Source organism: uncultured Photobacterium sp., assembly GCF_947502415.1.
Taxonomy (GTDB): Bacteria; Pseudomonadota; Gammaproteobacteria; order Enterobacterales; family Vibrionaceae; genus Photobacterium.
Window position 1 is genome coordinate 25815 of sequence record NZ_CANMZV010000002.1, and the last position, 23643, is coordinate 49457.

The window sequence follows — 23643 nt, forward strand, 5'->3', positions numbered from 1 at the left end:
ACGTGGCGAGTAAATTTCAGAGCCGATTGGTCGGAACCATTATTTTGGTTGCTATCGGTGTTATCTTTCTGCCCGATTTGTTCGATGGCAAGAAACAGCATTATCAGGAGCAGTTCGCCAGTATTCCTCTTCAGCCGCAGATTGGCAGTGAAGAGGAGTTTGCGACAATACCTGAGCCAGAGTTTGCAGAGATTGACTTGCCACCCGAGCCTGTCAGTGAGCCAAAAGTTGGCAATCAGGACAGCGGTTGGGTGGTCCAGTTAGGTGTGTTCCGTAATATTGATAATGCCAACCAGTTGGTTGTCAAATTGCGTGATGCAGGTTATCAGGCACATGTTTTCCCCAAACAGCCTAAAAAAGGTGATCTGGCACGAGTAGTTGTCGGCCCGGATATATCGAAGTCAAAGTTATCAGCACAGGTCAAAGATTTGGAAAAATTAACTGGATTGAAAGGCCGATTGCTTAGATTTAACCCACTCAACCCTTAGGTAAACGTTTGCGTTCTAATTTTTTCTGTTAGAATACGCACCAACAAGACGAATATAACAAATGATGATCTGGATAGATTACGTAATTTTAGGCGTAATAGGCTTCTCTGCACTGGTCAGTTTGATCCGTGGATTTGTTAAAGAAGCATTGTCACTGATAATTTGGTTTGCTGCTTTTTTTATAGCCAGTAATTTTTATACTCAGCTAGCAGCATACTTTACGAACATTAGGGATGAGATGCTACGAAATGGTAGCGCCATTGCCGCGTTGTTCATCGCGACACTGATTGTCGGTGCAGTGGTGAACTATGTGATTGGACAGTTAGTCCAGAAAACCGGTTTGTCAGGAACAGATCGTGTTCTGGGAATTGTCTTTGGTGGAGTGAGGGGCGTATTGATTGTGTCGGCCTTACTGTTCTTTATTGATGCATTCACGGGATTTGCCAAAGCAGACTGGTGGCAGCAGTCGCAGTTGATCCCACAGTTTGGCGTTGTGATCGAATGGTTCTTTACTTACCTCAAAGATACGTCAAGTTTCTTGCCCGGCGCATTTTAGTGCCGGTGTATAGCTGCTTTTATTGATACAACACATTCAGCGGGCATTCGGTAGAACCGGATACCTGCTGAAAATCAGGTATTGGTAGAAACGGTTTTAACTGCTACTTAATGCGTGACGAGGATTTAGGACATGTGTGGTATTGTCGGAATCGTGGGATCAACCCCGGTAAACCAGTCTATCTATGATGCACTGATCGTGCTGCAGCATCGCGGCCAGGATGCCGCCGGTATTGTTACCCTGGAAAGCAATCGTTTTCGTCTGCGTAAGGCAAACGGTCTGGTACGTGATGTTTTTGCCACCAGGCACATGCAGCGTTTGCAGGGAACTGTGGGAATTGGCCACGTTAGGTACCCGACCGCGGGGAGTTCCAGTGCCTCTGAAGCTCAACCGTTTTATGTGAACTCGCCTTTTGGCATCTCATTGGCGCATAACGGTAACCTGACCAATGCGGCCGATATCCAGGAAAGTCTTTTTAAGCAAGCCCGCCGCCATGTGAATACCTCCTCAGATTCTGAAATTCTTCTGAATGTATTAGCTAACCAGTTGGAAGGGGCATCGTCGTATCCGCTTACTCCTGAAGATATATTCTCAGCTGTTCGTGCCGTTCACCGCATTGTTTCCGGGGCTTATGCGGTCGTAGCTATGGTAATCGGCCATGGTTTGATTGCATTTCGCGATCCGAACGGTATTCGCCCTCTTTGCCTGGGGCGGCGCGAAGTGGGTGGTAAGGTTGAATATATGGTGGCATCTGAATCTGTTGCACTTGATGCCGTTGGGTTCGATTTTATGCGTGATGTTTCGCCAGGTGAAGCCGTGTATCTTGATTTTGATGGCCAGCTTTATACCGAGCAGTGTGCTGATAATCCGGCTTTGCACCCATGTGTTTTTGAGTTTGTTTATTTTGCCCGTCCCGATTCTTTCATTGATAAAGTTTCTGTTTACAGCGCCCGTGTTTGTATGGGTCAGAAGTTGGGTGAGAAGATCAAGCGAGAATGGTTTAACCATGATATTGATGTGGTGATCCCAATACCTGAAACATCTTGTGATAGTGCGCTGGAAATCGCCCGCACATTGGATAAACCATACCGTCAGGGATTTGTGAAAAATCGCTATGTCGGTCGAACCTTTATCATGCCTGGTCAGCAAATGCGTCGTAAATCGGTACGTCGTAAGCTCAATGCTATTCGCTCTGAGTTTAAGGATAAGAATGTCCTGTTGGTTGATGACTCCATCGTCCGTGGCACAACGTCAGAGCAGATTATAGAAATGGCGCGTGAAGCCGGAGCCCGTAAAGTTTATTTGGCATCAGCTGCACCGGAAGTTCGTTTCCCGAATGTTTACGGTATTGATATGCCAAGTGCCAACGAGCTGATTGCACATGGCCGTGAAGTGGATGAAATTTGTAAGATGATTGGGGCTGATGGCCTGATATTCCAGGATCTTGATGATCTGGTAGCAGCGGTTGCCGAAGGAAACCCTGATATCAAGCAGTTCGAGACATCTGTCTTTAGCGGCACTTATGTGACTGGCGATATTAATCAGGATTACTTGGATTACTTGGAAAGTCTGCGTAGCGAAGACTCTAAGACTCAACGTGAAATGCAACAGGATTTAGCAAACCTCGAATTGCATAACGAAGGGGTATAAGCCCAGAAAGCAGAAAGCAGAAAGCGAATGGTTTTACCCATTCGCTTTTTTGATCGTACTTCTACTTCTACTTCTACTTCTTAATGGCTAAATTGTGGTCCGATTCCCAGGTTCCATAGAATAACCGAGCCGGCGATGATCGATACCAGCAATACTAAGCCGCAGGTCACAATCGAGCTGGCATAGATGAAGCCTCGTTCTTCTGGAATGTGCATCAGAATCGGCACTCCTGTGTATAGGAGATATACGGAGTAGGCAACACCAATCAAGCCTGCAATCATAATGAACCAGACTTGGGGATAGATAGCTGCGATGCTGATCATAAATAATGGCGTTGCCGTATAGGCTGCCAACTCAAGAGCTTGGGTAAATGTTGGTGTCGAACCGAATGTATGACTCATCCAGTAAGTCAGATAGGCTAGGGCAAAAACCCCGGCGATTAGAGCGAAATACATGGCAACGGACATACTCAATGCGCTTGATTGGGTAAGGTAAATCGGCTCACCGACACCTATTCGCCATCCAATAAAGACACTGGAGATAAAGGCAAAGGTTGGTGGCAGCAAAGCAATCAACAATATGTGCGAGAGGCTGTTTTGAATACCTTCGTGGTCCTTGTCAATGGCACGCCACTCTTGTTTTGGATGGGTATATAGCCCAAATAGGTGTCCCAGAATCATAGCATTACCTCGTTATCCTGTGCGGTAATTCGCACGGTCAAGTTGTTCGACTTAAGAACATTTTTTGTGCTCTTCTGATATATACCGAACAAGCACAGATAAATCCCTTATTCAGTACATTAACATTTAGTCGCGCTTGTCTGGGTTGGCAAGAAATTGGAGGGGCCAGCCGGTGTGACCGACTGGCAATAAAAGTAGAGTAAGGCTTATAACTTGAAGTATTCGCTAGCAAATTCAATAAACAGGCGAAGTTTTTCCGGCTGGTAGTCGCGGTGATTATATAACAGGTAGACTTCACGCGGGTTGGCCGACCAGTTTTCCAGTATTTGAATCAGTTCGCCGGATTCTATATATTTTTTCAGCATCACATCCGGCATTAGAGTGATACCTAGCCCGCTAACGCATGCTTTACGGACTACGTTGAGCTGATTTGCTTCGAAGCGGCCTCGTTCATTGACTGCTATGGTTTCGCCGTTACTGTCGGTAAGGCGCCAGCGTAATAAAGGCTTGCCTTTAAGCAGGGAATGCTGGTGGAGATCCTGAGCATGCTTGGGCTCCGCATTGTTTTTCAGGTATTCAGGGCTGGCAACCAAGATGTCTTTGACTGCATTGATTCGCCGGGCAATCAGGGTAGAGTCTCGTTGCGGACCAACACGGAAAATCACATCCCAGTCCGTTGGGTCGAGCTGCTCTGGTTCGCTACTCATATTCAGCTCGATACTGATAGCCGGGTGCTCCATCATAAAAGCGTTCAGCATCGGCTGAAGCATCACCTTGGTGAGGTTAGATGGTGCGGCTATTTTGAGTTTACCGGCTGCACCTTTACATTCTTCGCTAATGTGTTCCGTAGTATCAACAAGCTGCTGAAGCAGAGGGCTACAATCGTCATAGAATTTTTGTCCAGCTTCTGTCAGAGACAGCTTACGGGCATGACGGTTTAACAGGCGAATACTGAGGCATTCCTCCAGGGCTTGGATCCGTCGGGTCAGGGTTGCGACAGGGACTTGAGTTTTTCGAGAGGCGGCTGTATAGCTGCCATTGTCGACAACCATACGAAACAAATTTAAATCGTCAAGCTTCATACACACACAATAACTGAAAACTTATAATTGGGAATTGTATAACGAAATGTGTTAAAAGATTTCATTATTCTAACAAGTTTTGCTGTAAATCAATATTTCCCCGCCATAAATATTAATATGTAGATTTTTATGCCTTGAAATGGCTAATGTTTGAAGTAGGTTGCAATATCAACTTATATCTTTTCTGAAAATCGTTAGAGCCATGACGGAACTCAATTTCCGACCTATGCTTTTGATAGGTTGATTAGCTAATGGGCTTTTATGCGCACATACTCGGATAAACCCGTCGATCCCCCTGAAAAAAAGCGGGGTATAGCAACCCATCATTCTTGGAGGGCTCAACCTTTGCTTGAGGATAAAGACGTTCTCGTTGTCGAAGACGATCCTGTTTTTCGTATGATGATTGCTGGCTTTTTAAAAAGCCAGGGTTGCAGTGTGCGTGAGGCAGAAGATGGATTGGCTGGTCTGCAGGCGTTGCGGGACGGGATACCTGATGTTTTGCTTTGTGATCTAGCGATGCCAATCTTAAGTGGGATGGAGTTTGTTGAAGAGATTTCGGTGCAATACCCTATGGTGCCGGTCATTGTGATATCCGGAACTGGAAATATGGGGGACGTGGCAGCGGCCTTGCGACATGGTGTCAAAGATTTTTTGATAAAGCCACTTGATAACATCATGGTGTTGAAATCGGCGATCTTATCTGTGCTTAAGTCACAGGATTCAGTAACCGAAAATCGAGACTTCTCCAGCCAGTGGTTTGGTGTGAGTCAAGATGAAAGTGGAATCGATGAGGAGCTTGAGTGGCACATTGAAGAGTTGAAAGCCAATCCTCGTGCTGCTCGCGAATTGTTGATGGGGCTGATGCCTGAAGTAGATTCAAGCCAGGGGGATTGGCAGTTGAACTATTGCGTGCTGCAAGCTGCCGATGTGCAACCAGTGCTACTCGATTATACCTGGCTGATGGATGGGCGACTGGCATTTTACTTGGTGGATTCTTCATCCGATCCTGAAAACGGTACAGCAACGACTTTACTCATACGTGCCTTCTTTAATGATTACCTTCGAACTCGAATGGCCGATGAGAACAATATATCTAGCTTGATCCAGTTAATTGAGAAAGGAATGAAGCATTCGGGCTATGCATCACCGATCAAAGCTCTGTTTGGTATTTTTGATGCGTGTGATAAGAGCTTGTCGGTGATTTCTTCCGGGCTTGGTGCTGTACTTCAAACCAGTGATGGTAATAATAACATCCCTGTCCAGACATGGCTGGGCACGAATGCCAGCCAAAATGATATCGTGAGGTTGCAGCTGTCGGAATCTGGGGGGCGCTTGTCACTGAGCGAAATTGGTTCCGCGAGCTTTAGTTTGACGCTGAAAAGGTGTGGTTTTTAGGGTTTTAGTGAATAGAATAAAAAACGAGAGCCAATGGCTCTCGTTTTTTAGTTTCGAAGCTCGTTTCTAGGTTCTAGATGCTCGCTTCTTGATATTTATTATGCTTCAACTGGTTGCGCTTCAGTTGTTTCTTCTTCAACAACTTGACCTTCAGCGCCGTGCATCCAACGGATCAGCTGGTTAGAGCAAAGTAGTAGAAGTACGCCAGCGATGGTCGCAGCAATTGCAATACCGCTGAAGATAGCCATCGGACCAGCTTCACCGACTTGTGCTCCGATAATTCCAGAAACGTAGTTAGCAATTGCGGTGAAGCCGAACCATGCCCCCATCATCAGAGATGTCAGACGAAGTGGTGAAAGCTTAGTGACCATAGACAGGCCGATTGGAGACAGGCAAAGTTCACCAAGAGTATGGAAGAAGTAAGCGCCAACCAGCCACATCATCGACGTTTTAACGGTGATATCACCACCTTGCTGAATAACGGCACCGACCATGCATAAGAAACCAATAGCAAGGAAGAACAGGCCCATCGCAAATTTAATTGGAGAGCCAGGCTCTTTAGGCCCCATTTTCACCCAGATAGAGGCAATGATAGGTGCCAGAGTGATAACAAAGAATGGGTTCAGAGACTGGAACCAAGCGGCTGGGACTTCAAAGCTACCAAGCATACGGTCAGTGTACTGCTGAGAGTAGATGTTCATCAGGCCACCGGCCTGCTCGAACCCTGCCCAGAAGATAATAACGAACGTACCCATGATCATGATAACTTTCAGACGATCACGTTCTTGTGCCGTTAGCGGTACTTTTTTACCTGACTTGTTCATTTCAGCTGCACGCTTGGCGGCCGGAACCTTACCGATATCGCCCAGTAGACGTTCAGCAAACATTAACTGGGTAACTAAGCTGATTAACATACCAATACCGGCAGTCAGAAAACCTGCTTTCCAGCCATAAGTTGCAGAAGCTGTACCTGCGATGATCCCCGCAAGTAGAGAGCCGAGGTTGATACCCATGTAGAAGATAGTGAAAGCACCGTCACGGCGGTTATCGCCTTCCTGATATAGGTCACCTACCATGGTAGAGATATTTGGCTTGAACAGGCCGTTACCAATAATTAGCAAACCTAAGCCTAGGTAGAATGCTGTTATTGCATGCGGATCAATCATGCTATTAGGCAGTGCCAGCGTAAATTGCCCCAGCGCCATCAGGATGCCACCGAAGATGATAGAGCGGCGTTGGCCCAGGAAGTTATCGGCAATCCACCCACCAATAAGAGGAGTGATGAAAACAAGACCGGTGTAGATGCCGTAAAGGTTTAGTGCGTCTTGAGTTGACCAGCCAAGGCCACCATTGATGGTTTTATCTGTAAGATAAAGTACCAAAATTGCGCGCATGGCGTAGTAAGAAAATCGTTCCCACAGTTCTGTTCCAAACAGTAAAAACAAACCTTTTGGGTGGCCAAGTAATGTACCACTTTTCAGATTGCTCATAATTATTCTCTAGTATTGAGTTATTTGTGCGTTTGCAAATTCGGCTCTTTTTATAAAGGACAAACTTTTAAACTGCAAATCTTCACATTTATAGAACATATGGCGAACGATGCAACTTGTTGATTTATAACGAGTTGCATATCTTTTATTCAAAAGTGAAAACTCAGATTTATAATGGTATCTTGGAGTGTTAGTCTGTAGTTTTCTAATTAGTGGATTTATAAGTTATTATGTGTTCCATCGTTAGTATTTTTGTCTGATATTTTTAATTATTAATGATTGTTACAGCAGTGGTGGGTGGTAAGTACGGTTTTACTCGTTTTTTTCAGGCGTTATGGAATAAGTTGTTCTTTGCACACCAGTATTTATAATTTAGAAGGTTTTGAAGTTCGCGATGGTTAAGCAGAGAGCATTATGAAAGATTGGTATCTTCTTTATTGCAAGCGAAGTGAGCAAGAGCGCGCAGTGATCAATCTAGATCGCCAGGGAGTAGAGTGTTACTACCCGCAAGTAACGGTACAAAAAATTGTAAGGGGCAAACGGGTTGAGAATTATGAACCTTTGTTCCCTAACTACATGTTTGTTTATTTTGATCCTGAAGATATTAGTTATACAACGATTCGTTCAACCCGAGGTGTTGCCGATTTTATTCGTCAAGGTGCTAAACCTCAGACGGTCCAGCCGGATCTGATCTATGGCTTGATGATGAATGAAGATAGTGCAGAGCATCAGTCGAAGCTATCGAGTTTACCAATGCCGGGCGAGAGCCTGAAATTGGAGCAAGGTCAGTTCAAAGGGTTGGAAGCCATATATCAGGAGCCTGATGGCGAGAAGCGTTCGTTTATGTTGATTAACTTGCTTGGAAAGCCTGTAAAAGTCAGCGTACAGAATGAAGATATCGTGAAGAAGTGAGTTTGAAGCTGCGTTGCTGTCGCCACTCACTGGCCTGTTTGTTATAGTTCGCTACATTAGTGATTAATGGAATTAAAAATGTCTAATACTTCCCCTGTATCCCCAGTCCGTAAAGCTGTGATTCCTGTCGCAGGTTTAGGTACTCGTATGTTACCTGCAACGAAGGCTATTCCGAAGGAAATGTTGCCGATTGTCGATAAGCCTCTCATCCAGTATGTTGTGAATGAGTGTGTAGCTGCAGGTATTAAAGAAATTGTGCTGGTAACGCACTCGTCGAAAAACTCGATCGAGAACCACTTCGATACTTCGTTTGAGCTGGAAGCTACACTTGAAAAACGTGTGAAGCGCCAGTTGTTGGATGAAGTACAAAGTATTTGTCCGAAAGACGTTACGATTATGCATGTGCGTCAAGGACAGGCTAGAGGCTTGGGCCACGCTGTATTGTGTGCTCATCCCTTGATTGGAGATGCTCCGTTTGCGGTGGTATTGCCTGACGTAATTTTGGATGATGTAGCCAGTGATCTTCGCAAAGATAACATGGCTGCAATGGTCAAAGCTTTTGATGAGACAGGGATCAGCCAAGTAATGGTGGAGCCTGTGCCTATGTCTGAGGTTTCCAGCTATGGTGTTGCAGATATTAATGGCGCGGAGCTTAAGCCTGGTGAAACGGCACCAATGACGAAAGTTGTTGAGAAGCCAGCCCAAGAAGAAGCACCGTCGAATCTGGCAATTGTTGGTCGATATGTATTACCGGCTGAGATCTGGAACTTACTGGAAAAAACACCGGTTGGTGCTGGTGATGAAATCCAGCTAACGGATGCGATTGATATGTTGATGGAGTCAAAGCAGGTTAACGCTTTCCATATGTCGGGCAAGAGCCACGACTGTGGCAGCAAACTAGGCTACATGCAGGCATTCATCGAGTATGGTATGCGACATGAAACGCTAGGTGAAGATTTCACTGCTTATTTGAAAGAAGTGGCTAAGTCGCTGTAAGCGTATTTGAGGTTCAATCTGATCTCTTAGAACTAGCCATAATAAAGTGTAAAATTTAAAAAAGCGAAAGGTTATAACCCTTTCGCTTTTTTATTTCTTTATTACCCAATCAGCTTGAATGGTATTGCTCACAAGCATGCAGGGTGTTTTCAATTAATGTTGCTACGGTCATCGGACCGACTCCGCCTGGAACTGGAGTAATATGGCGGGCTTTCTCCCGGGCAACATCATACTCAATGTCGCCGGCTAGCTTGCCGTTGTCCAGTCGGTTGATACCAACATCAATGATGGTTGCACCTTCTTTGATCCACTCTCCTGGAATAAAGCTGGGTTTACCAACGGCTACGATCAGAATATCTGCTTGGCGAACATGAGATTCAAGATCCCGGGTAAACCGATGGCATGTTGTCGTAGTCGCGCCAGCAAGGAGTAATTCCAGTGTCATTGGTCGACCAACGATATTGGATGCACCGACAATAACTGCATGCCTGCCTCGGACTTCAATGTTATAGCGCTCAAGTAGTGTCATTACACCTTTCGGGGTGCAGGAGCGAAGCTTTGGAATACGTTGACACAGGCGACCAACATTATAGGGGTGAAACCCGTCGACATCTTTTTCCGGATCGATTTGTTCGAGTATTTTTGTTGTATCGATTCCAGCCGGTAAAGGGAGTTGGACGAGGATACCGTCAATGCTGTTATCACTGTTGAGCTCATTAATTAAGGCTAATAGCTCTGTCTCATTAGTGCTTGCCGGCAGGTCAAAAGATTTGGAAATAAATCCAACTTCATCACAGGCTTTGCGTTTGCTGGCAACGTAAATTTGGGAGGCAGGGTCTTGCCCGACAAGGATAACAGCTAAACCTGGAGCGCGTAACCCGGCGTCGACTCGTGCTTTAACACGGGCTGCAACTTCTTGTCGAACGGTTTGAGATATGAGTTTTCCATCAATAATTTGAGCGGCCATGTTTTTCCTTTGGGCTGTAAGTGATGAGCGTGAGTATTGTCGCAAACAATGTGATTTTGATCTGTTCCGCAAACGGTTGCCTTGTCGTGTTTTGATTACATTATACGAAGATGTTGGTTGATTGTGACTTTAAGGTGATTACGTTTACGCGATAACAATACCTGTAGCGGTTGTTCCTTCAAAAAGCTAGGCTAATCGATTAATTGTAGCAGTTACTTACTGAATTTAATGCAAATTGTTGCTACTTTGAGCGTTCGGTGCGTTGGAGTGGAAAAACGAGGGAAAAAGCGTTGACGTAAGTTTCTGACTACGTATAATTCCGTCCCGTAACTTATCGTTACGCCTAATGATGCGCCCTTAGCTCAGTTGGATAGAGCACGTGCCTTCTAAGCATGTGGTCGCAGGTTCGAATCCTGCAGGGCGCGCCACTTCCCCCCTTCATTTTCGTCTCCCTTGATTGTTATTAATACATTTTGTTTTTGAACATGCATTGTTTTCATTAGCTCAGAGAAGTTGTGCATATTTATCTTCGTGTTTTTTAATTCGTACATCTTACCTGTTACACGGTGTTCCATTTCAAAACAGAAAACTACTCTTATTGCCTTGGGTCAACCTTTCCGACAATAGCCAGTAATATTGTTGGCTGTCTTGGTTGGAGTGTAGTGTTAGTTTTTGGCAATGTTGTGTTGAAATGGTGGGGGAAGCTGTGTCCGTTGTTCCTGGCCTCGCAATTCAGTTCTCGTCTAAACTATAGTCGCTGGTCATAAGCGGTATTGAACAGAAAAACACCATTCGTTGTTTTTCCACAGCAGATAATTCAGCTCATGGTCAAAAAAATACAAAAGGAGCAGAAATTTTTGCTTTTTGCCCTTGTAAATGGAATTTTTGCCCCTATCTTGTGTGAAAGGTTTGATTGCGGTGCGGTTTAACTGTCTCGACGACAGGAGATAGGACCGCTATAATACCGCTTTTTTAATTTCTGGCTCAGTGACTTCCAAGTCAGTAGCAACAGAAATTATCAGAATTAAGGCGTTATGGTTTTGGTGTGGTTGCCAGCCATAACACGAAAGGATGCCACCGTCAGCATAGGCTGATCGGCAACATCACTCAGACAATGCTGAGTAAGTTTTGAGGTTAAATAAAATGCAAGTTACCGTTGAAACCACTGAAGGTCTAGAACGCCATCTAACTATCACAGTTCCAGCTGCAAACATCGAAGATGCTGTAACAGCAGAACTGAAGAAAATTGCTAAGAATCGTCGTTTCGATGGTTTCCGTCCAGGTAAAGCTCCGCTGAAAATGGTTGCTCGTATGTTCGGCGCATCTGTTCGCCAGGACATCCTAGGTGAAGTGATGCAGCGTCACTACATTGAAGCTATCGTTAAAGAAAAAATTAACCCAGCTGGTGCACCTACTTTTACTCCAGTTGAAATTGCTGAAGGTAAAGATCTAGTTTTCAAAGCATCTTTTGAAGTATTCCCTGAGATCGAACTAGCTGGTCTTGACAAAATCGCTGTTGAAAAACCAACTGCTGAAGTTAAAGACGAAGACGTTGATACAATGCTAGACACGCTACGCAAGCAGCAGGCAACTTGGAAAGAAGTTGAAGAAGCTGCAGTTGCTGATAGCCGTGTAACTATCGACTTTACTGGTTCTGTTGACGGTGAAGAATTCGAAGGCGGTAAAGCTGAAGCTTTCGCTCTGGCAATGGGCCAGGGCCGCATGATCCCAGGTTTTGAAGACGGTATCGTTGGTAAGAAAGCTGGTGACGAGTTCACAGTAGAAGTGACTTTCCCAGAAGAATACCACGCTGAAAACCTAAAAGGTAAAGCAGCATCTTTCGCTATCAAACTACACAAAGTTGAAGCGCAGGAGCTACCAGAGCTAACTGAAGAGTTTGTTGCTAAGTTCGGTGTTGAAGACGGTTCTGTAGACGCACTTAAAGCAGAAGTTCGCAAGAACATGGAACGTGAGCTGAAGCAAGCTGTTAAAGGCCGCATCAAAGACCAGGTTCTTAACGGCCTGATCGAGCAGAACGACATTACTGTTCCTGCTGCTCTAATCGACCAGGAAATCAATGTTCTACGCCAGCAGGCAGCTCAGCGTTTCGGCGGTGATGCTCAGAACACTCCTGAACTACCACGCGAGCTGTTCGAAGAGCAAGCTAAGCGTCGCGTAGTTGTTGGCCTGCTTCTAGGCGAAGTGATCAAGTCTGAAGAGCTGAAAGCGGATGAAGAGCGCGTTAAAGCGATCATCGCTGAAATGGCTTCTGCATACGAAGATCCAACAGAAGTGGTAGCTTACTACGAGAAGAACGAGCAGATGATGAACAACATGCGCAACGTTGCTCTTGAAGAGCAAGCTATCGATGCGCTTCTTGCGAAAGCTCAGGTTTCTGAAAAAGAAGTTAGCTTCAACGAGCTAATGAACCAACAGCAGCCAGTAGCTTAATTTGCTGAAATTACTGTAGGGATTTGACTTTGTTTCAAATCTTCTGCTAACAATGGTCCGTGTGAGAGTAATTTCATTCGGGCCATTTATTTTAGGGAAATAACGTTATGAACTACCAAGACAAAAACGCCATGTCGCCAATTATGGATGCGCTGGTTCCTATGGTGGTCGAGCAGACTTCTCGTGGTGAACGTTCCTACGACATCTATTCCCGACTACTAAAAGAGCGTGTGATTTTTTTGACCGGCCAGGTTGAAGATCACATGGCCAACCTAGTGGTTGCGCAGCTTTTATTCCTTGAGTCTGAAAATCCAGATAAAGATATCTTCCTATACATCAACTCTCCGGGGGGGTCGGTAACGGCTGGTATGTCTATTTATGACACGATGCAGTTCATTAAGCCGAATGTTAGTACAGTATGTATGGGCCAGGCATGTTCAATGGGTGCATTCCTGCTTGCTGGCGGTGCGCAAGGCAAGCGTTATTGCCTGCCTAATTCGCGAGTGATGATTCACCAGCCGTTAGGTGGTTTCCAGGGCCAGGCATCTGATATTCAGATTCATGCGCAAGAAATTTTAACTATCAAGCACAAGCTAAACACTTTGCTTTCAGAGCATACTGGCCAGCCAATGGAAGTTGTTGAGCGCGATACAGATCGTGATAACTTCATGTCGGCAGAGCAAGCAGTTGAGTATGGCTTGGTAGATGCAGTTTTGAGTCATCGTGACTAACTCTGTTTTTTTGCCCCGTTACGCAGGTTTGCTGAGACACGGAGCAAAATGATTCGAGTTGTTATACACTCAAAACAAGGCAATGATGGGGTAAGACCCGAAAAGAGGTTAGCGAATGACAGATAAGCGAAAAGAGAGTGGTAGTGGAAAACTGCTGTACTGCTCTTTCTGCGGCAAAAGTCAACACGAAGTTCGCAAGCTGATTGCAGGCCCTTCTGTTTATATTTGCGATGAGTGCGTTGATTTGTGCAACGACATTATTCGTGAAGAAATTAAAGAAGTGATGCCTAAGCGTGACGGCAGTGAACTTCCGACGCCACAGGAAATTCGTTCAAACCTGGATGATTACGTTATTGGTCAGAACCATGCGAAAAAGGTGCTGGCGGTAGCGGTATATAACCATTATAAGCGTCTTCGTAATGGCGACACCAACAGTGAAGGTGTTGAGCTTGGCAAGAGTAACATTTTGCTTATCGGTCCAACCGGTAGCGGTAAAACTCTGCTAGCCGAAACACTGGCTCGTATGTTGGACGTACCATTTACTATGGCCGATGCAACCACGCTGACTGAAGCGGGTTACGTGGGTGAAGATGTGGAAAATATCATCCAGAAGCTGCTACAGAAATGTGATTATGATGTAGCAAAAGCGGAACGTGGTATTGTTTACATTGATGAAATCGATAAGATTTCACGCAAGTCAGACAACCCATCAATTACCCGAGATGTATCGGGCGAGGGTGTTCAGCAGGCCTTGCTGAAGCTAATTGAAGGTACAGTGGCATCGGTACCGCCTCAAGGTGGCCGTAAGCATCCACAGCAGGAATTCCTACAGGTAGATACCTCCAAGATCCTGTTTATCTGTGGTGGTGCATTTGCCGGCCTGGACAAAGTTGTTGACCAGCGCGTCGCAACGGGGACTGGTATTGGTTTTGGTGCAGACGTACGTTCTAAAGACGAGTCTCGTACCCTGAGCGATCTGTTCGAGAAGGTTGAGCCGGAAGATCTGGTTAAATATGGCCTGATCCCTGAATTTATCGGTCGTCTGCCAGTGACAGCGATTCTGAGTGAGCTGGACGAAGATGCGTTGGTACAAATTCTTCGTGAGCCGAAGAACGCGCTGACTAAGCAGTATGCTGCGTTGCTTGAGCTGGAAAATGTCGAGCTTGAGTTCCGTGATGATGCGCTTGTTGCTATTGCTCGTAAGGCTATGGAGCGCAAGACAGGTGCTCGTGGTCTACGCTCTATTGTTGAAGCTGTATTGCTGGATACGATGTATGAATTGCCTTCTGCAGAAGGTGTGAGCAAGGTTGTAATTGATGAATCAGTAATTAAAGGGGAATCTGACCCACTACTGATTTATGAAAATACTGAAAATCAGGCGGCTGGTGCTGAGTGATTGTTCAATAACTGCTCATAATGCTTAAAAAAAGGAGGCTTTTGCCTCCTTTTTTATTTTCTGTTAGTTATCCCGTTGAATCTTTCTGCTTTACCCCCATATACTCAGTAAAGAGATTGAACGGAAGAGAGAAGAATATGAACCTGGAGCGTTCGGAACGCCTTGAGATCCCCGTTCTGCCACTTCGTGATGTGGTGGTCTACCCTCATATGGTTATTCCATTGTTTGTAGGCCGGGATAAATCTATTCGTTGCCTGGAATCGGCAATGGATGACAACAAACAAATTTTATTGGTAGCCCAGAAAGAAGCGGCTACCGATGAGCCTTCAATCGATGACCTGTACGATGTCGGTACGGTTGCCACTATTCTTCAGCTACTGAAGCTACCTGACGGTACAGTAAAAGTGCTGGTTGAAGGTCAGCAGCGTGCCAAGGTCGAAAACCTGCGTGATGATGAGTTCTTCAGTGCTGATGCAGAGTTTCTTGTAACTCAAGAAATGGACGAGCGTGAGCAGGAAGTGCTGGTACGTACGGCGATCAATCAGTTTGAAGGTTTCATCAAGCTGAATAAGAAGATCCCGCCAGAAGTACTGACATCGTTGAACGGTATTGATGAAGCAGCGCGTCTGGCTGATACCATTGCTGCCCATATGCCTCTGAAGCTGGCTGATAAGCAGAAAGTGCTGGAAATTGTTGACGTTACGGAACGCCTTGAGTTCCTGATGGCAATGATGGAGTCAGAAATTGATCTGCTGCAGGTTGAGAAGCGCATTCGCGGCCGTGTTAAAAAGCAGATGGAGAAAAGCCAGCGCGAGTACTACCTAAACGAGCAGATGAAAGCTATCCAGAAAGAGTTGGGTGAGCTGGATGATGCGCCGGATGAATTTGAGTCTCTGAAGAAGAAGATCGATGAGTCGAAAATGCCGGCTGAAGCGCGCGCAAAAACCGAACAGGAACTGCAGAAGCTGAAGATGATGTCACCGATGTCAGCTGAGGCGACTGTAGTGCGTGGTTACATCGATTGGATGCTAAGCGTACCATGGCACAAACGTTCTAAGGTTAAGAAAAACTTAGCGAAGGCTGAAGAAGTACTGAATGCCGATCACTATGGTTTGGAACGTGTAAAAGAGCGTATTCTTGAGTACTTGGCAGTGCAGAGCCGTACTAACAAGATTAAGGGGCCGATCCTATGTCTTGTCGGTCCTCCGGGGGTCGGTAAAACCTCTCTGGGCCAGTCGATTGCTGCTGCGACCGGGCGTAAGTATGTCCGTATGGCGCTGGGCGGCGTGCGTGATGAAGCGGAAATCCGTGGTCACCGTCGTACCTATATCGGTTCCATGCCGGGAAAATTGATCCAGAAGATGGCTAAGGTGGAAGTGAAGAACCCGCTGTTCCTGTTGGATGAAATTGACAAGATGTCATCTGATATGCGTGGAGATCCTGCTTCGGCACTGCTGGAAGTACTTGATCCTGAACAGAATAATGCGTTCAACGACCACTACCTGGAAGTTGACTATGACCTGTCCGACGTAATGTTTGTGGCAACGTCAAACTCGATGAATATTCCAGGTCCGTTGCTTGACCGTATGGAAGTGATTCGTCTGTCTGGTTATACCGAAGACGAGAAGCTGAACATTGCTAAGCGCCATCTGTTGGAAAAACAGATTCAGCGTAACGGTATGAAATTGGGTGAAATTGAAGTCGATGATTCAGCCCTGACTGGTATTATTCGTTATTACACCCGCGAGGCGGGTGTACGTAGCCTTGAGCGTGAAATTTCTAAGCTGTGCCGTAAGGCGGTGAAAGAGATCTTGCTTAACACTGAGACCAAGAAAGTGGTTATCAATATGGATAACTTAAAATCGTACCTTGGTGTTCAGCGTTATGATTACGGTAAAGCGGAAGAAAATGACCGTATCGGCCAGGTAACAGGTCTTGCTTGGACGGAAGTTGGTGGTGATCTGCTGACGATTGAAACCGAATCTATGCCGGGTAAAGGTAAACTGTCGTTTACCGGTTCGCTGGGTGATGTGATGCAAGAGTCGATTCAGGCTGCAATGACTGTGGTTCGTACTCGTGCCGAACGTTTGGGTATTGCTCCTGATTTTTACGAGAAGCGCGATATTCACGTTCACGTACCAGAAGGTGCAACACCGAAAGATGGCCCGAGTGCGGGTATCGCGATGTGTACTGCTCTGGTCTCGAGCCTAACAGGTAACCCGGTTCGCGGTGATGTTGCTATGACCGGTGAAATTACCTTACGTGGTGAGGTTCTTCCGATCGGTGGCCTGAAGGAAAAACTGTTGGCTGCTCATCGCGGCGGTATCAAGACAGTATTGATTCCGAAAGAGAATGAGCGTGATTTGGAAGAGATCCCAGATAACGTGATTGCTGATCTGGTTGTGCGTCCAGTACGTTGGATTGACGAGGTGTTGACTGTAGCACTTCAGAACAATCCTACAGGTATTGAACTGGTTAACGCCCAAAACAGTGACATGCAGCAAAGTTAAGTAAAGAAAAAACGCTTTCAAGTGCGAAAAGCCTTGTCAGCGTTTTTTTGTATAGCTATAAGTTATGTCTAATTCGCCGTAAGCTCAATAATATCAAGGCTTACCCGTTTTACAGGCGTTCGGTGCTGATATAATAAGGCCTGATACATTATTGATTGTCCGTAGAAGTTACTACTTATTTAATATACGTGCTTGCGGATAATGTTCATAGAGGGGATGAAATCGTGAACAAAACTCAGTTAGTTGATAAAATTGCTGAAAATGCAGATATTTCAAAAGCGTCAGCTGGTCGTGCTCTAGATGCATTCATCGACGCTGTTTCTGATACCCTGAAAGAGGGTGATCAGGTTTCTCTTGTTGGTTTTGGTACGTTCTCCGTGCGTGAACGTGCTGCGCGTACTGGCCGCAATCCGCAAACTGGTGAAGAGATCCAGATCGCGGCAGCGAAAGTACCTGGCTTCAAAGCGGGTAAAGCGCTTAAGGATTCTGTAAACTAAGAAGTGGGCACCAGCCCGCTGTTTGTATTGAACAAACATCGATGCTGGTTGTCAGATTCACTGACAACTTGGCATGAAATGAGGGCGCATCGGGTTGATGCGCTTTTTTTACTTTGTATCAGTGTGATATTTTTCGCAACCTGACATCCCTTGGATAGGTAGTCGAAGGCATTCTTCACAACACCATGCCAGATCGAATTAGTAGGAGATACGGCAAATTATGATGGAGCGAATGCGCGAAGGCGCAAGCAGCATTTGGGTTAAGATTATTCTTGGCTTAATTATTTTATCTTTTGTCTTTGCAGGTGTGGGCAGCTACCTTGCCGGTGGCAGCCAACAGGCCGCAGCAAAGATCGATGATCGAGAAATCAGTCAGCGTGAGTTTGAGCAAGCTTACCAGAACGAGCGTAATCGAATGCAGTCACAGTTGGGTGACTACTTCTCGACACTGATGGGCGATCCGGCTTATGTGCAGCAATTCCGTCGTAGCGTACTTGATCGCATGGTGAACGATGTGCTTATCGAACAGCGTGCCAATGAGCTTGGTATGCGTATCAGCGATGAGCAAATCCGCAACGCGATTACTATCATGCCGCAATTCCAGCGAGATGGTAAGTTCGATAACGAGATTTACAATACTCTGCTACGTCGTTCTGGTTTTACCCCAGACATGTTTGCTGAGTCTATGCGTACTGACATGCTACGCCAGCAGCTGCTGGTTGCGCTTCAGGGCAGTGATTTTGCATTGAGCAATGAGCTGGCAGCACTGATGAAGCTAGAGAAGCAGCAGCGAGTTATTCGTAGCCTGACACTTGATGTGGCTGAGTTTACGAAGATGGCTGAAGTACCTGATGAAGAAATTCAGCAGTTCTACGAGCAGAACCCACAGATGTTCACTCGCCCTGAGCAAGTGAAAGTGGCTTATGTCGAGCTATCTGGCGACAGCCTGAAAACAACACTTGAAGTGTCTGAGGATGATGCCAACGCTTATTACGATGAGCACCAGTCAAAATATGCGACTGCAGAACAGCGTAAAGTGAGTCACATCCTGGTTGAAGGTGATAGCGATGAAGCTAAAGCAAAAGCTGAAGAGCTATTGGCGCAGCTAAATGATGGTGCTGATTTTGTTCAGTTAGCTGAGTCTTCTTCTGATGATACCTTCAGTGCTAGAGACGGTGGCCAGCTTGACTGGTTTGAGCGTGGTGTGATGGATCCTGCTTTTGAAGACGCAGCATTTGCGTTGAATAAGGGTGAGACATCTGCTGTTGTTCAGTCATCGTTCGGCTACCACATCATCAAAGTTGATGATGTGAAAGAGTCGCAAGTGAAGCCATTTGCCGAAGTTCGTGATGACATTACTGCAGAGGTTCGCGAGCAGCGTGCAGCTGAAGCATTCTATGATCTTCAGACCCAACTGGCTGAGACGGCATTTGAGATGCCGGATTCACTGGACGATGCAGCAAAAGCAATTAATGCGAAGGTTCAGCAGGCGGATTTCTTCTCTCGCGATGATGCGCCGGGTGTACTGGCAAATCCTGCAGTAATGCAGGCAGTATTTAGTCCGGAAGTGCGTGAAGACGGCCTGAACTCAGATGTGATCGAAGTTGGTCCTGAACATGTAGTTGTGGTTCGTGTGGAAGATTCTCGTGAAGAAATGGTACTGCCATTTGATGAGGTTTCTGCAATGGTGAAACAGCAGCTGGCAGCTCAGAAGGGCGAGCAGAATGCTAAAGCCAAGGCTGATGAAATCATTGCAGCATTGCGTGAAGACAATACAGAAATTCTGGAAACTGAAGATCTGAACTTCTCTGATGCGAAGACTATTGGTCGTGTTGGTGAAGATCGCATGATTGCCCAGGTTGTCTTTGGTCTTGCTAAGCCGGTTGATGAGAAAGCCGTTTACGGTATGACTCGCGATATGGCTGGTAATGTGCTGATTATTGCTTTGGATAAAGTGATTGAAGCGGAAGTTGAGCCAGTTCCTGCTGACAGCCAGTTGGCTGGTCAGGTTGAGCAGATGAATGCTCAGCAAGACGTAATGGCGACACTGGAAGTGTTACGCAATACAGCTGAAGTGAGTTATCCGACTCTGGACGCATCAGCAAACTAATTGTAACTCATAGATGTGTTAACGGGCCGCCATTGTGCGGTCCGTTGTTTTTTACCGGCTTTGTTTTTCTTTTTTGTTTACCCGCTCTTAGACATCGTTAAGCTGGCACAACTGCTATGGAAGTCAGGCAGGCATGACAGATACGAATCGGAGGTTAGGATGAAAACAGTGTTACGTTTTTTGGTTTTGGTTGCTACGTTAGGCTTGATACCTGCAAGTTATGCAGGTACGGATCAGCACGAAGGAATTGAGATCACGGTAAATATCAACACAGCCAATGCTGAAGAGTTGGATAAGTTGCTAGTCGGTGTTGGGCCAGAGAAGGCTGCCAGTATTATTAACTACCGTCAAGCGAACGGCCACTTTGTTGTTGCCGATGATTTGGCTAAGGTGAAGGGAATTGGAACGGCCACGATCAATAAAAATCGTGACCGTATTAAGTTCTAAGTAATTCCGATCTGGAGGAGAGGAGTTTGTGGTTCTCCTTCATACCGTTTTGTGCTGCTTCCATTTATTTACTATCGCAGGAGCCAATGCGATAGCTATCCCCGCTACCCCCCCGGCTAAATGCGCTTCAGTGGCGACTCTGGCACCGATCAGCGCTTCTGAGCTAACAGAACCGCCAAAGATTTGTTCCCAGCCTATTTTGCTAATCAGTCCGCATAATAGCAGCCAGCCGCCTTTATGTTTGGCTCGGATATCTTTAGTTGCCCCCCAGCTAAATAGGCCATGTAGTACACCAGATAACCCCGCGTACCATTGAATATCCGTCGTTATGATGCCAAGACCGACAACCGTTGACAGGATTAGCAGCACGAAAGTGAACTGGCGGGCTGAAAAATGCCAGCGGAAGATGAACGTGATGATTGCCAGCGCTAGACTATTCATTATCATATGCGGCCAATTGGTGTGGGTCAGGTTTCCTGTTAGGATCCGCCATACTTCGCCATGATTGAAAATTGCGCTGCGGTCCCATGCTAACCAATATTGGACGGCTGGCCACTGGGCAATGAATACAAACCCGATGGCGAGAATAAGATAAGTACGAATAGACAAGGTCACCTCAATGAGTCGATATTGTGAGCAGTGCGGTAAGGCAAAAAAAGCCTGCATTTGTCGCTGGATTCAAGCTATTGATGCTAAAACTGAATTGCGGATTTTACAACACCCGTCAGAGATGAAACGGGCTATTGGTACGGCACGTATTCTGACGCTTTCATTACCTAACGCTCAAATATGGGTCGGTGAGGATTTTTCCGCACATGAAGAGCTAAATGCACTGCTGAATGACCCGCTGCGTGATGTTTACCTGTTATATCCGGGAGAAAATGCTGTTCCAGTCTCTCAGCTGACAGAAAGTGTGGCACTGTCAGGGCGGGTTCGTACATTGATCCTGCTCGATGGTACCTGGAAAAAGGCTTACAAGATGTGGCAGTTATCAAGTAATCTGCATACACTTCCGACAGTAAACCTCGACAATGCTGAGCAGCAAGGTAATTACCGGATCAGAAAGTCGCCGAAAGCTCAGGGGGTCTCAACAGTTGAAGCTGGCTACCTTGCTTTGAGCGCGATGGAAGGCGACTGTGAAAAATTTACACCTTTGCTGGATACCTTTAATCGGATGATTGAATACCAAATCCAGCAAATGCCGGAAGGGGTGTTTGAAAAAAATTATCAGGATTAGCGCGAGAATGAAATGGCGAAGTTCGAGGGTGCTTACTACTCGTTATTCGCCATTTTTAAATTGAACCTAGAATCCATGCCCTTCGTTGCCGATACCAACTGCGGCTGTCGGCTGGAACAGTGTGCTGTAGAGTCGCTGGGCAAACCCATCGGTCATACCGGAGATATAATCGGCAATGATGCGATGGGCATTCTCCCCGTTGCTGGTCGCGTGTAACCAGCGCTTGCGCGTATCGTCTGGTAGCAGGCGTTCCGAATCAGAGGCAAACGCTTCGAAGAGCTCCATGACAAGTTGCTGGCCTTTGTATTCCAGTAACTGGATTTCCGGTTTTTTTACAACATAATCACTGACAAACAACTTGAGAACATCGAGAACCCGCTCCATTGGTTCAGACAGAAATGCGTTCCACTGCAAAAGCGGCTCGTTGAAACTGTCGAGACCGTTTTGGATGGCCGGGGCAATGTGAATAGAGGTCAGCAGGGCATTGACCATGGCACCGATGGCATCCTTGCGCTGGTGGTGAGTGCCGAACAGTTGCTCACTCAGTTGGTCAATCCGCTTTTCCAGCCATTGCTCGCCACAGTCAGCCAGTTTACTGGCGACGGCTTCCTGCCACTGCTCGCGGGTTACTATACCCATTACGATGGCATCTTCGAGATCATGTACCCCATATGCAATATCATCAGCCAACTCCATGATGGAGCAGTCGAGCGATTTGAAACGGGTTTTCAAATGTTGGGTTGGATTGGCCCGTTCATGGCGCATTTGTCCAAACAGCTCTTTGTCATGCTTTGATAATAGTGCAAGTACCCATTCGAAAGTGTTTATGTCGTCATTGTAGACGCCCTTGGCTGGATGCCAGTCTTTGGCTCGAAGGTGGCGGAAGTTAGCGACTTCAGCTGATTGTTCGATTGCTCGGGTACTGCTGATCAGCGCCGGGTATTTAAGTAAACCAAGCAAGGTTCGGCGCGACAGGTTCATGCCGAAATGTTCAGTATAGGGCTCAAGTAAAGTCACTATCCTGAATGTCTGGGCATTGCCTTCAAAGCCACCGTGCTCACGCATCATATAGTTTAATGCGACTTCGCCGCCGTGCCCGAAGGGAGGGTGTCCGATATCGTGCGCCAGGCAGAGGCTTTCCATTAGGCTGGTGGATGGTAACAGCTCGCGAAATCCGGGGTGTTTAAGTTTGAGTTGAGCCACTATCCCGGTACCGATTTGTGATGCTTCCAGTGAGTGGGTGAGGCGGGTTCGGTAGAAATCGTGGTGTCCGGCACTGTGGACTTGAGTTTTAGCCTGAAGGCGGCGAAAGGCCGCAGAATGTAAAATACGGGCGCGGTCACGCTGGTAGGCCGAACGATGGTCGTTTCGGCGCATTTTCTGTTCGTTGCTTTGGCGGTTATCCCAGCCTGGAGCAAGGTTAAATTCAGTCATTAGCTGATGTCATCCAGCGTTAAGTTGAAACTTTCGACAAAGGTTGTGAGAAAGTATTCCATTTCAGGGGTGGAGCGTTCATCAAGGGTGTGCTCGAGGCGCTTTTTAGCCTGGGTAAATTCATGATTGCCGGCATTGAGTTCTTCCAGGCATTTGAGGTAGGCACACAAGCTATCGGCCTGTTTGACAATTTTATAGTCTTCTTTGTTGACTTTGTGGCTGTCAAGAAGGGGGGCATAGTCGTCCCTGAATTCTTCAGGCAGCATGGATAGCAGTTTTTGCTCTGCAGCAAGCTCGATTTTTTTGTACTCTTCGGCAATTGCCGGGTTGTAGTACTTGATGGGAGTTGGCATATCACCGGTCAGGACTTCGCTGACATCGTGGAACATGCCGAGCAGGGCAATTCGCTCCGGGTTGGTGTTGCCGCCGAATTTACGGTTTTTGATCAGCGCCAGTGCGTGGGCGACAAAGGCGACCTGCAGACTATGCTCAGAGATATTTTCTGTTGATACACAGCGCATGAGCGGCCAACGCTGAATTAGCTTCATTCTGGCCAGGTGAGCAAAAAAATGACTTCTTTCCATATCGGTACTTCTTTGCGGCTAAGGCGATAA

At 46.4% G+C, this 23643-nt stretch carries 21 protein-coding genes and 1 tRNA gene; 15 read left to right on the forward strand and 7 right to left on the reverse strand.

The genetic code is table 11. The features are described from left to right. Window positions 1-2: 2 nt before the first annotated feature. The 3 genes from Q0852_RS02580 (at window position 3) to purF (ending at window position 2694) form a co-directional block, all read left to right on the forward strand. Complete coding sequence (locus Q0852_RS02580) at window positions 3-488, forward strand: SPOR domain-containing protein (RefSeq protein WP_299013479.1); 486 nt, start codon at window positions 3-5, stop codon at window positions 486-488. A 64-nt stretch (window positions 489-552) separates the two neighbouring features. Next, window positions 553-1044 (forward strand): colicin V production protein, encoded by a 492-nt coding sequence (gene cvpA, locus Q0852_RS02585; protein WP_299014281.1) that lies wholly within the window; start codon window positions 553-555, stop codon window positions 1042-1044. Between the two features lie 132 nt (window positions 1045-1176). After that, a complete protein-coding gene (gene purF / locus Q0852_RS02590; protein ID WP_299013481.1) occupies window positions 1177-2694 on the forward strand; it encodes an amidophosphoribosyltransferase in 1518 nt (505 codons plus the stop codon). 80 nt (window positions 2695-2774) lie between these two features. On the opposite strand, the gene Q0852_RS02595 is transcribed toward purF, so the two are convergent. Together Q0852_RS02595 and Q0852_RS02600 are read right to left on the reverse strand one after the other, a co-directional pair. After that, window positions 2775-3374 carry a Yip1 family protein gene (locus Q0852_RS02595; RefSeq protein ID WP_299013483.1) on the reverse strand — a complete coding sequence of 200 codons (600 nt, stop codon included), beginning with the start codon at window positions 3372-3374 and terminating at the stop codon, window positions 2775-2777. 206 nt (window positions 3375-3580) lie between these two features. Beyond that, the gene (locus Q0852_RS02600; protein WP_299013485.1) at window positions 3581-4456 is read right to left on the reverse strand and encodes a LysR family transcriptional regulator; all 876 of its coding nucleotides are present in this window, start codon (window positions 4454-4456) and stop codon (window positions 3581-3583) included. Between the two features lie 345 nt (window positions 4457-4801). On the opposite strand from Q0852_RS02600, the gene Q0852_RS02605 reads away from it, so the two are divergent. Next, window positions 4802-5851, forward strand: a complete 1050-nt coding sequence (locus Q0852_RS02605; RefSeq protein WP_299013487.1) for a response regulator — start codon at window positions 4802-4804, stop codon at window positions 5849-5851. Window positions 5852-5949: 98 nt separating this feature from the next. Here Q0852_RS02605 and Q0852_RS02610 read toward each other — a convergent pair whose 3' ends face one another. Further along, window positions 5950-7341: a peptide MFS transporter gene (locus Q0852_RS02610; RefSeq protein WP_299013489.1), complete on the reverse strand. Its 1392-nt coding sequence runs from the start codon at window positions 7339-7341 to the stop codon at window positions 5950-5952. Window positions 7342-7755: 414 nt separating this feature from the next. On the opposite strand from Q0852_RS02610, the gene rfaH reads away from it, so the two are divergent. Then, window positions 7756-8253: a transcription/translation regulatory transformer protein RfaH gene (gene rfaH, locus Q0852_RS02615; RefSeq protein WP_299013491.1), complete on the forward strand. Its 498-nt coding sequence runs from the start codon at window positions 7756-7758 to the stop codon at window positions 8251-8253. 78 nt (window positions 8254-8331) lie between these two features. Further along, a complete protein-coding gene (gene galU / locus Q0852_RS02620; RefSeq protein ID WP_299013492.1) occupies window positions 8332-9249 on the forward strand; it encodes a UTP--glucose-1-phosphate uridylyltransferase GalU in 918 nt (305 codons plus the stop codon). 109 nt (window positions 9250-9358) lie between these two features. Here the strand turns inward: galU and folD are convergent, their stop codons facing one another. Then, entirely contained in the window at window positions 9359-10216 is an 858-nt protein-coding gene (folD, locus tag Q0852_RS02625) for a bifunctional methylenetetrahydrofolate dehydrogenase/methenyltetrahydrofolate cyclohydrolase FolD (protein WP_299013494.1), read from the reverse strand. 351 nt (window positions 10217-10567) lie between these two features. On the opposite strand from folD, the gene Q0852_RS02630 reads away from it, so the two are divergent. The 8 genes from Q0852_RS02630 (at window position 10568) to Q0852_RS02665 (ending at window position 20358) form a co-directional block, all read left to right on the forward strand. After that, a tRNA-Arg gene (locus Q0852_RS02630) sits at window positions 10568-10644 on the forward strand. Between the two features lie 715 nt (window positions 10645-11359). Then, window positions 11360-12667, forward strand: coding sequence for a trigger factor (gene tig / locus Q0852_RS02635; RefSeq protein WP_299013495.1), 1308 nt, complete (start codon window positions 11360-11362; stop codon window positions 12665-12667). 107 nt (window positions 12668-12774) lie between these two features. After that, the gene (clpP, locus tag Q0852_RS02640; RefSeq protein WP_299013497.1) at window positions 12775-13398 is read left to right on the forward strand and encodes an ATP-dependent Clp endopeptidase proteolytic subunit ClpP; all 624 of its coding nucleotides are present in this window, start codon (window positions 12775-12777) and stop codon (window positions 13396-13398) included. Window positions 13399-13513: 115 nt separating this feature from the next. Continuing rightward, window positions 13514-14794 carry an ATP-dependent protease ATP-binding subunit ClpX gene (clpX, locus tag Q0852_RS02645; protein WP_299013498.1) on the forward strand — a complete coding sequence of 427 codons (1281 nt, stop codon included), beginning with the start codon at window positions 13514-13516 and terminating at the stop codon, window positions 14792-14794. A gap of 137 nt (window positions 14795-14931) precedes the next feature. Continuing rightward, window positions 14932-17304, forward strand: coding sequence for an endopeptidase La (gene lon, locus Q0852_RS02650; protein ID WP_299013500.1), 2373 nt, complete (start codon window positions 14932-14934; stop codon window positions 17302-17304). Between the two features lie 224 nt (window positions 17305-17528). Continuing rightward, a complete protein-coding gene (gene hupB, locus Q0852_RS02655) occupies window positions 17529-17801 on the forward strand; it encodes a nucleoid-associated protein HU-beta (protein WP_299013502.1) in 273 nt (90 codons plus the stop codon). A 220-nt stretch (window positions 17802-18021) separates the two neighbouring features. Continuing rightward, window positions 18022-19911 carry a peptidylprolyl isomerase gene (ppiD, locus tag Q0852_RS02660; RefSeq protein WP_299013504.1) on the forward strand — a complete coding sequence of 630 codons (1890 nt, stop codon included), beginning with the start codon at window positions 18022-18024 and terminating at the stop codon, window positions 19909-19911. A gap of 159 nt (window positions 19912-20070) precedes the next feature. After that, window positions 20071-20358 (forward strand): ComEA family DNA-binding protein, encoded by a 288-nt coding sequence (locus Q0852_RS02665; protein ID WP_299013506.1) that lies wholly within the window; start codon window positions 20071-20073, stop codon window positions 20356-20358. Between the two features lie 39 nt (window positions 20359-20397). Here the strand turns inward: Q0852_RS02665 and rrtA are convergent, their stop codons facing one another. Further along, window positions 20398-20967, reverse strand: a complete 570-nt coding sequence (gene rrtA, locus Q0852_RS02670) for a rhombosortase (protein ID WP_299013508.1) — start codon at window positions 20965-20967, stop codon at window positions 20398-20400. A gap of 10 nt (window positions 20968-20977) precedes the next feature. On the opposite strand from rrtA, the gene Q0852_RS02675 reads away from it, so the two are divergent. After that, entirely contained in the window at window positions 20978-21595 is a 618-nt protein-coding gene (locus tag Q0852_RS02675) for a tRNA-uridine aminocarboxypropyltransferase (RefSeq protein WP_299013510.1), read from the forward strand. A gap of 66 nt (window positions 21596-21661) precedes the next feature. Here Q0852_RS02675 and Q0852_RS02680 read toward each other — a convergent pair whose 3' ends face one another. Both Q0852_RS02680 and yfbR read right to left on the reverse strand, forming a co-directional pair. After that, complete coding sequence (locus Q0852_RS02680; protein ID WP_299013512.1) at window positions 21662-23029, reverse strand: anti-phage deoxyguanosine triphosphatase; 1368 nt, start codon at window positions 23027-23029, stop codon at window positions 21662-21664. Continuing rightward, a complete protein-coding gene (gene yfbR, locus Q0852_RS02685; RefSeq protein ID WP_299013515.1) occupies window positions 23029-23613 on the reverse strand; it encodes a 5'-deoxynucleotidase in 585 nt (194 codons plus the stop codon). The genes Q0852_RS02680 and yfbR overlap by 1 nt, the downstream gene beginning before the upstream one ends. Window positions 23614-23643: the final 30 nt, after the last annotated feature.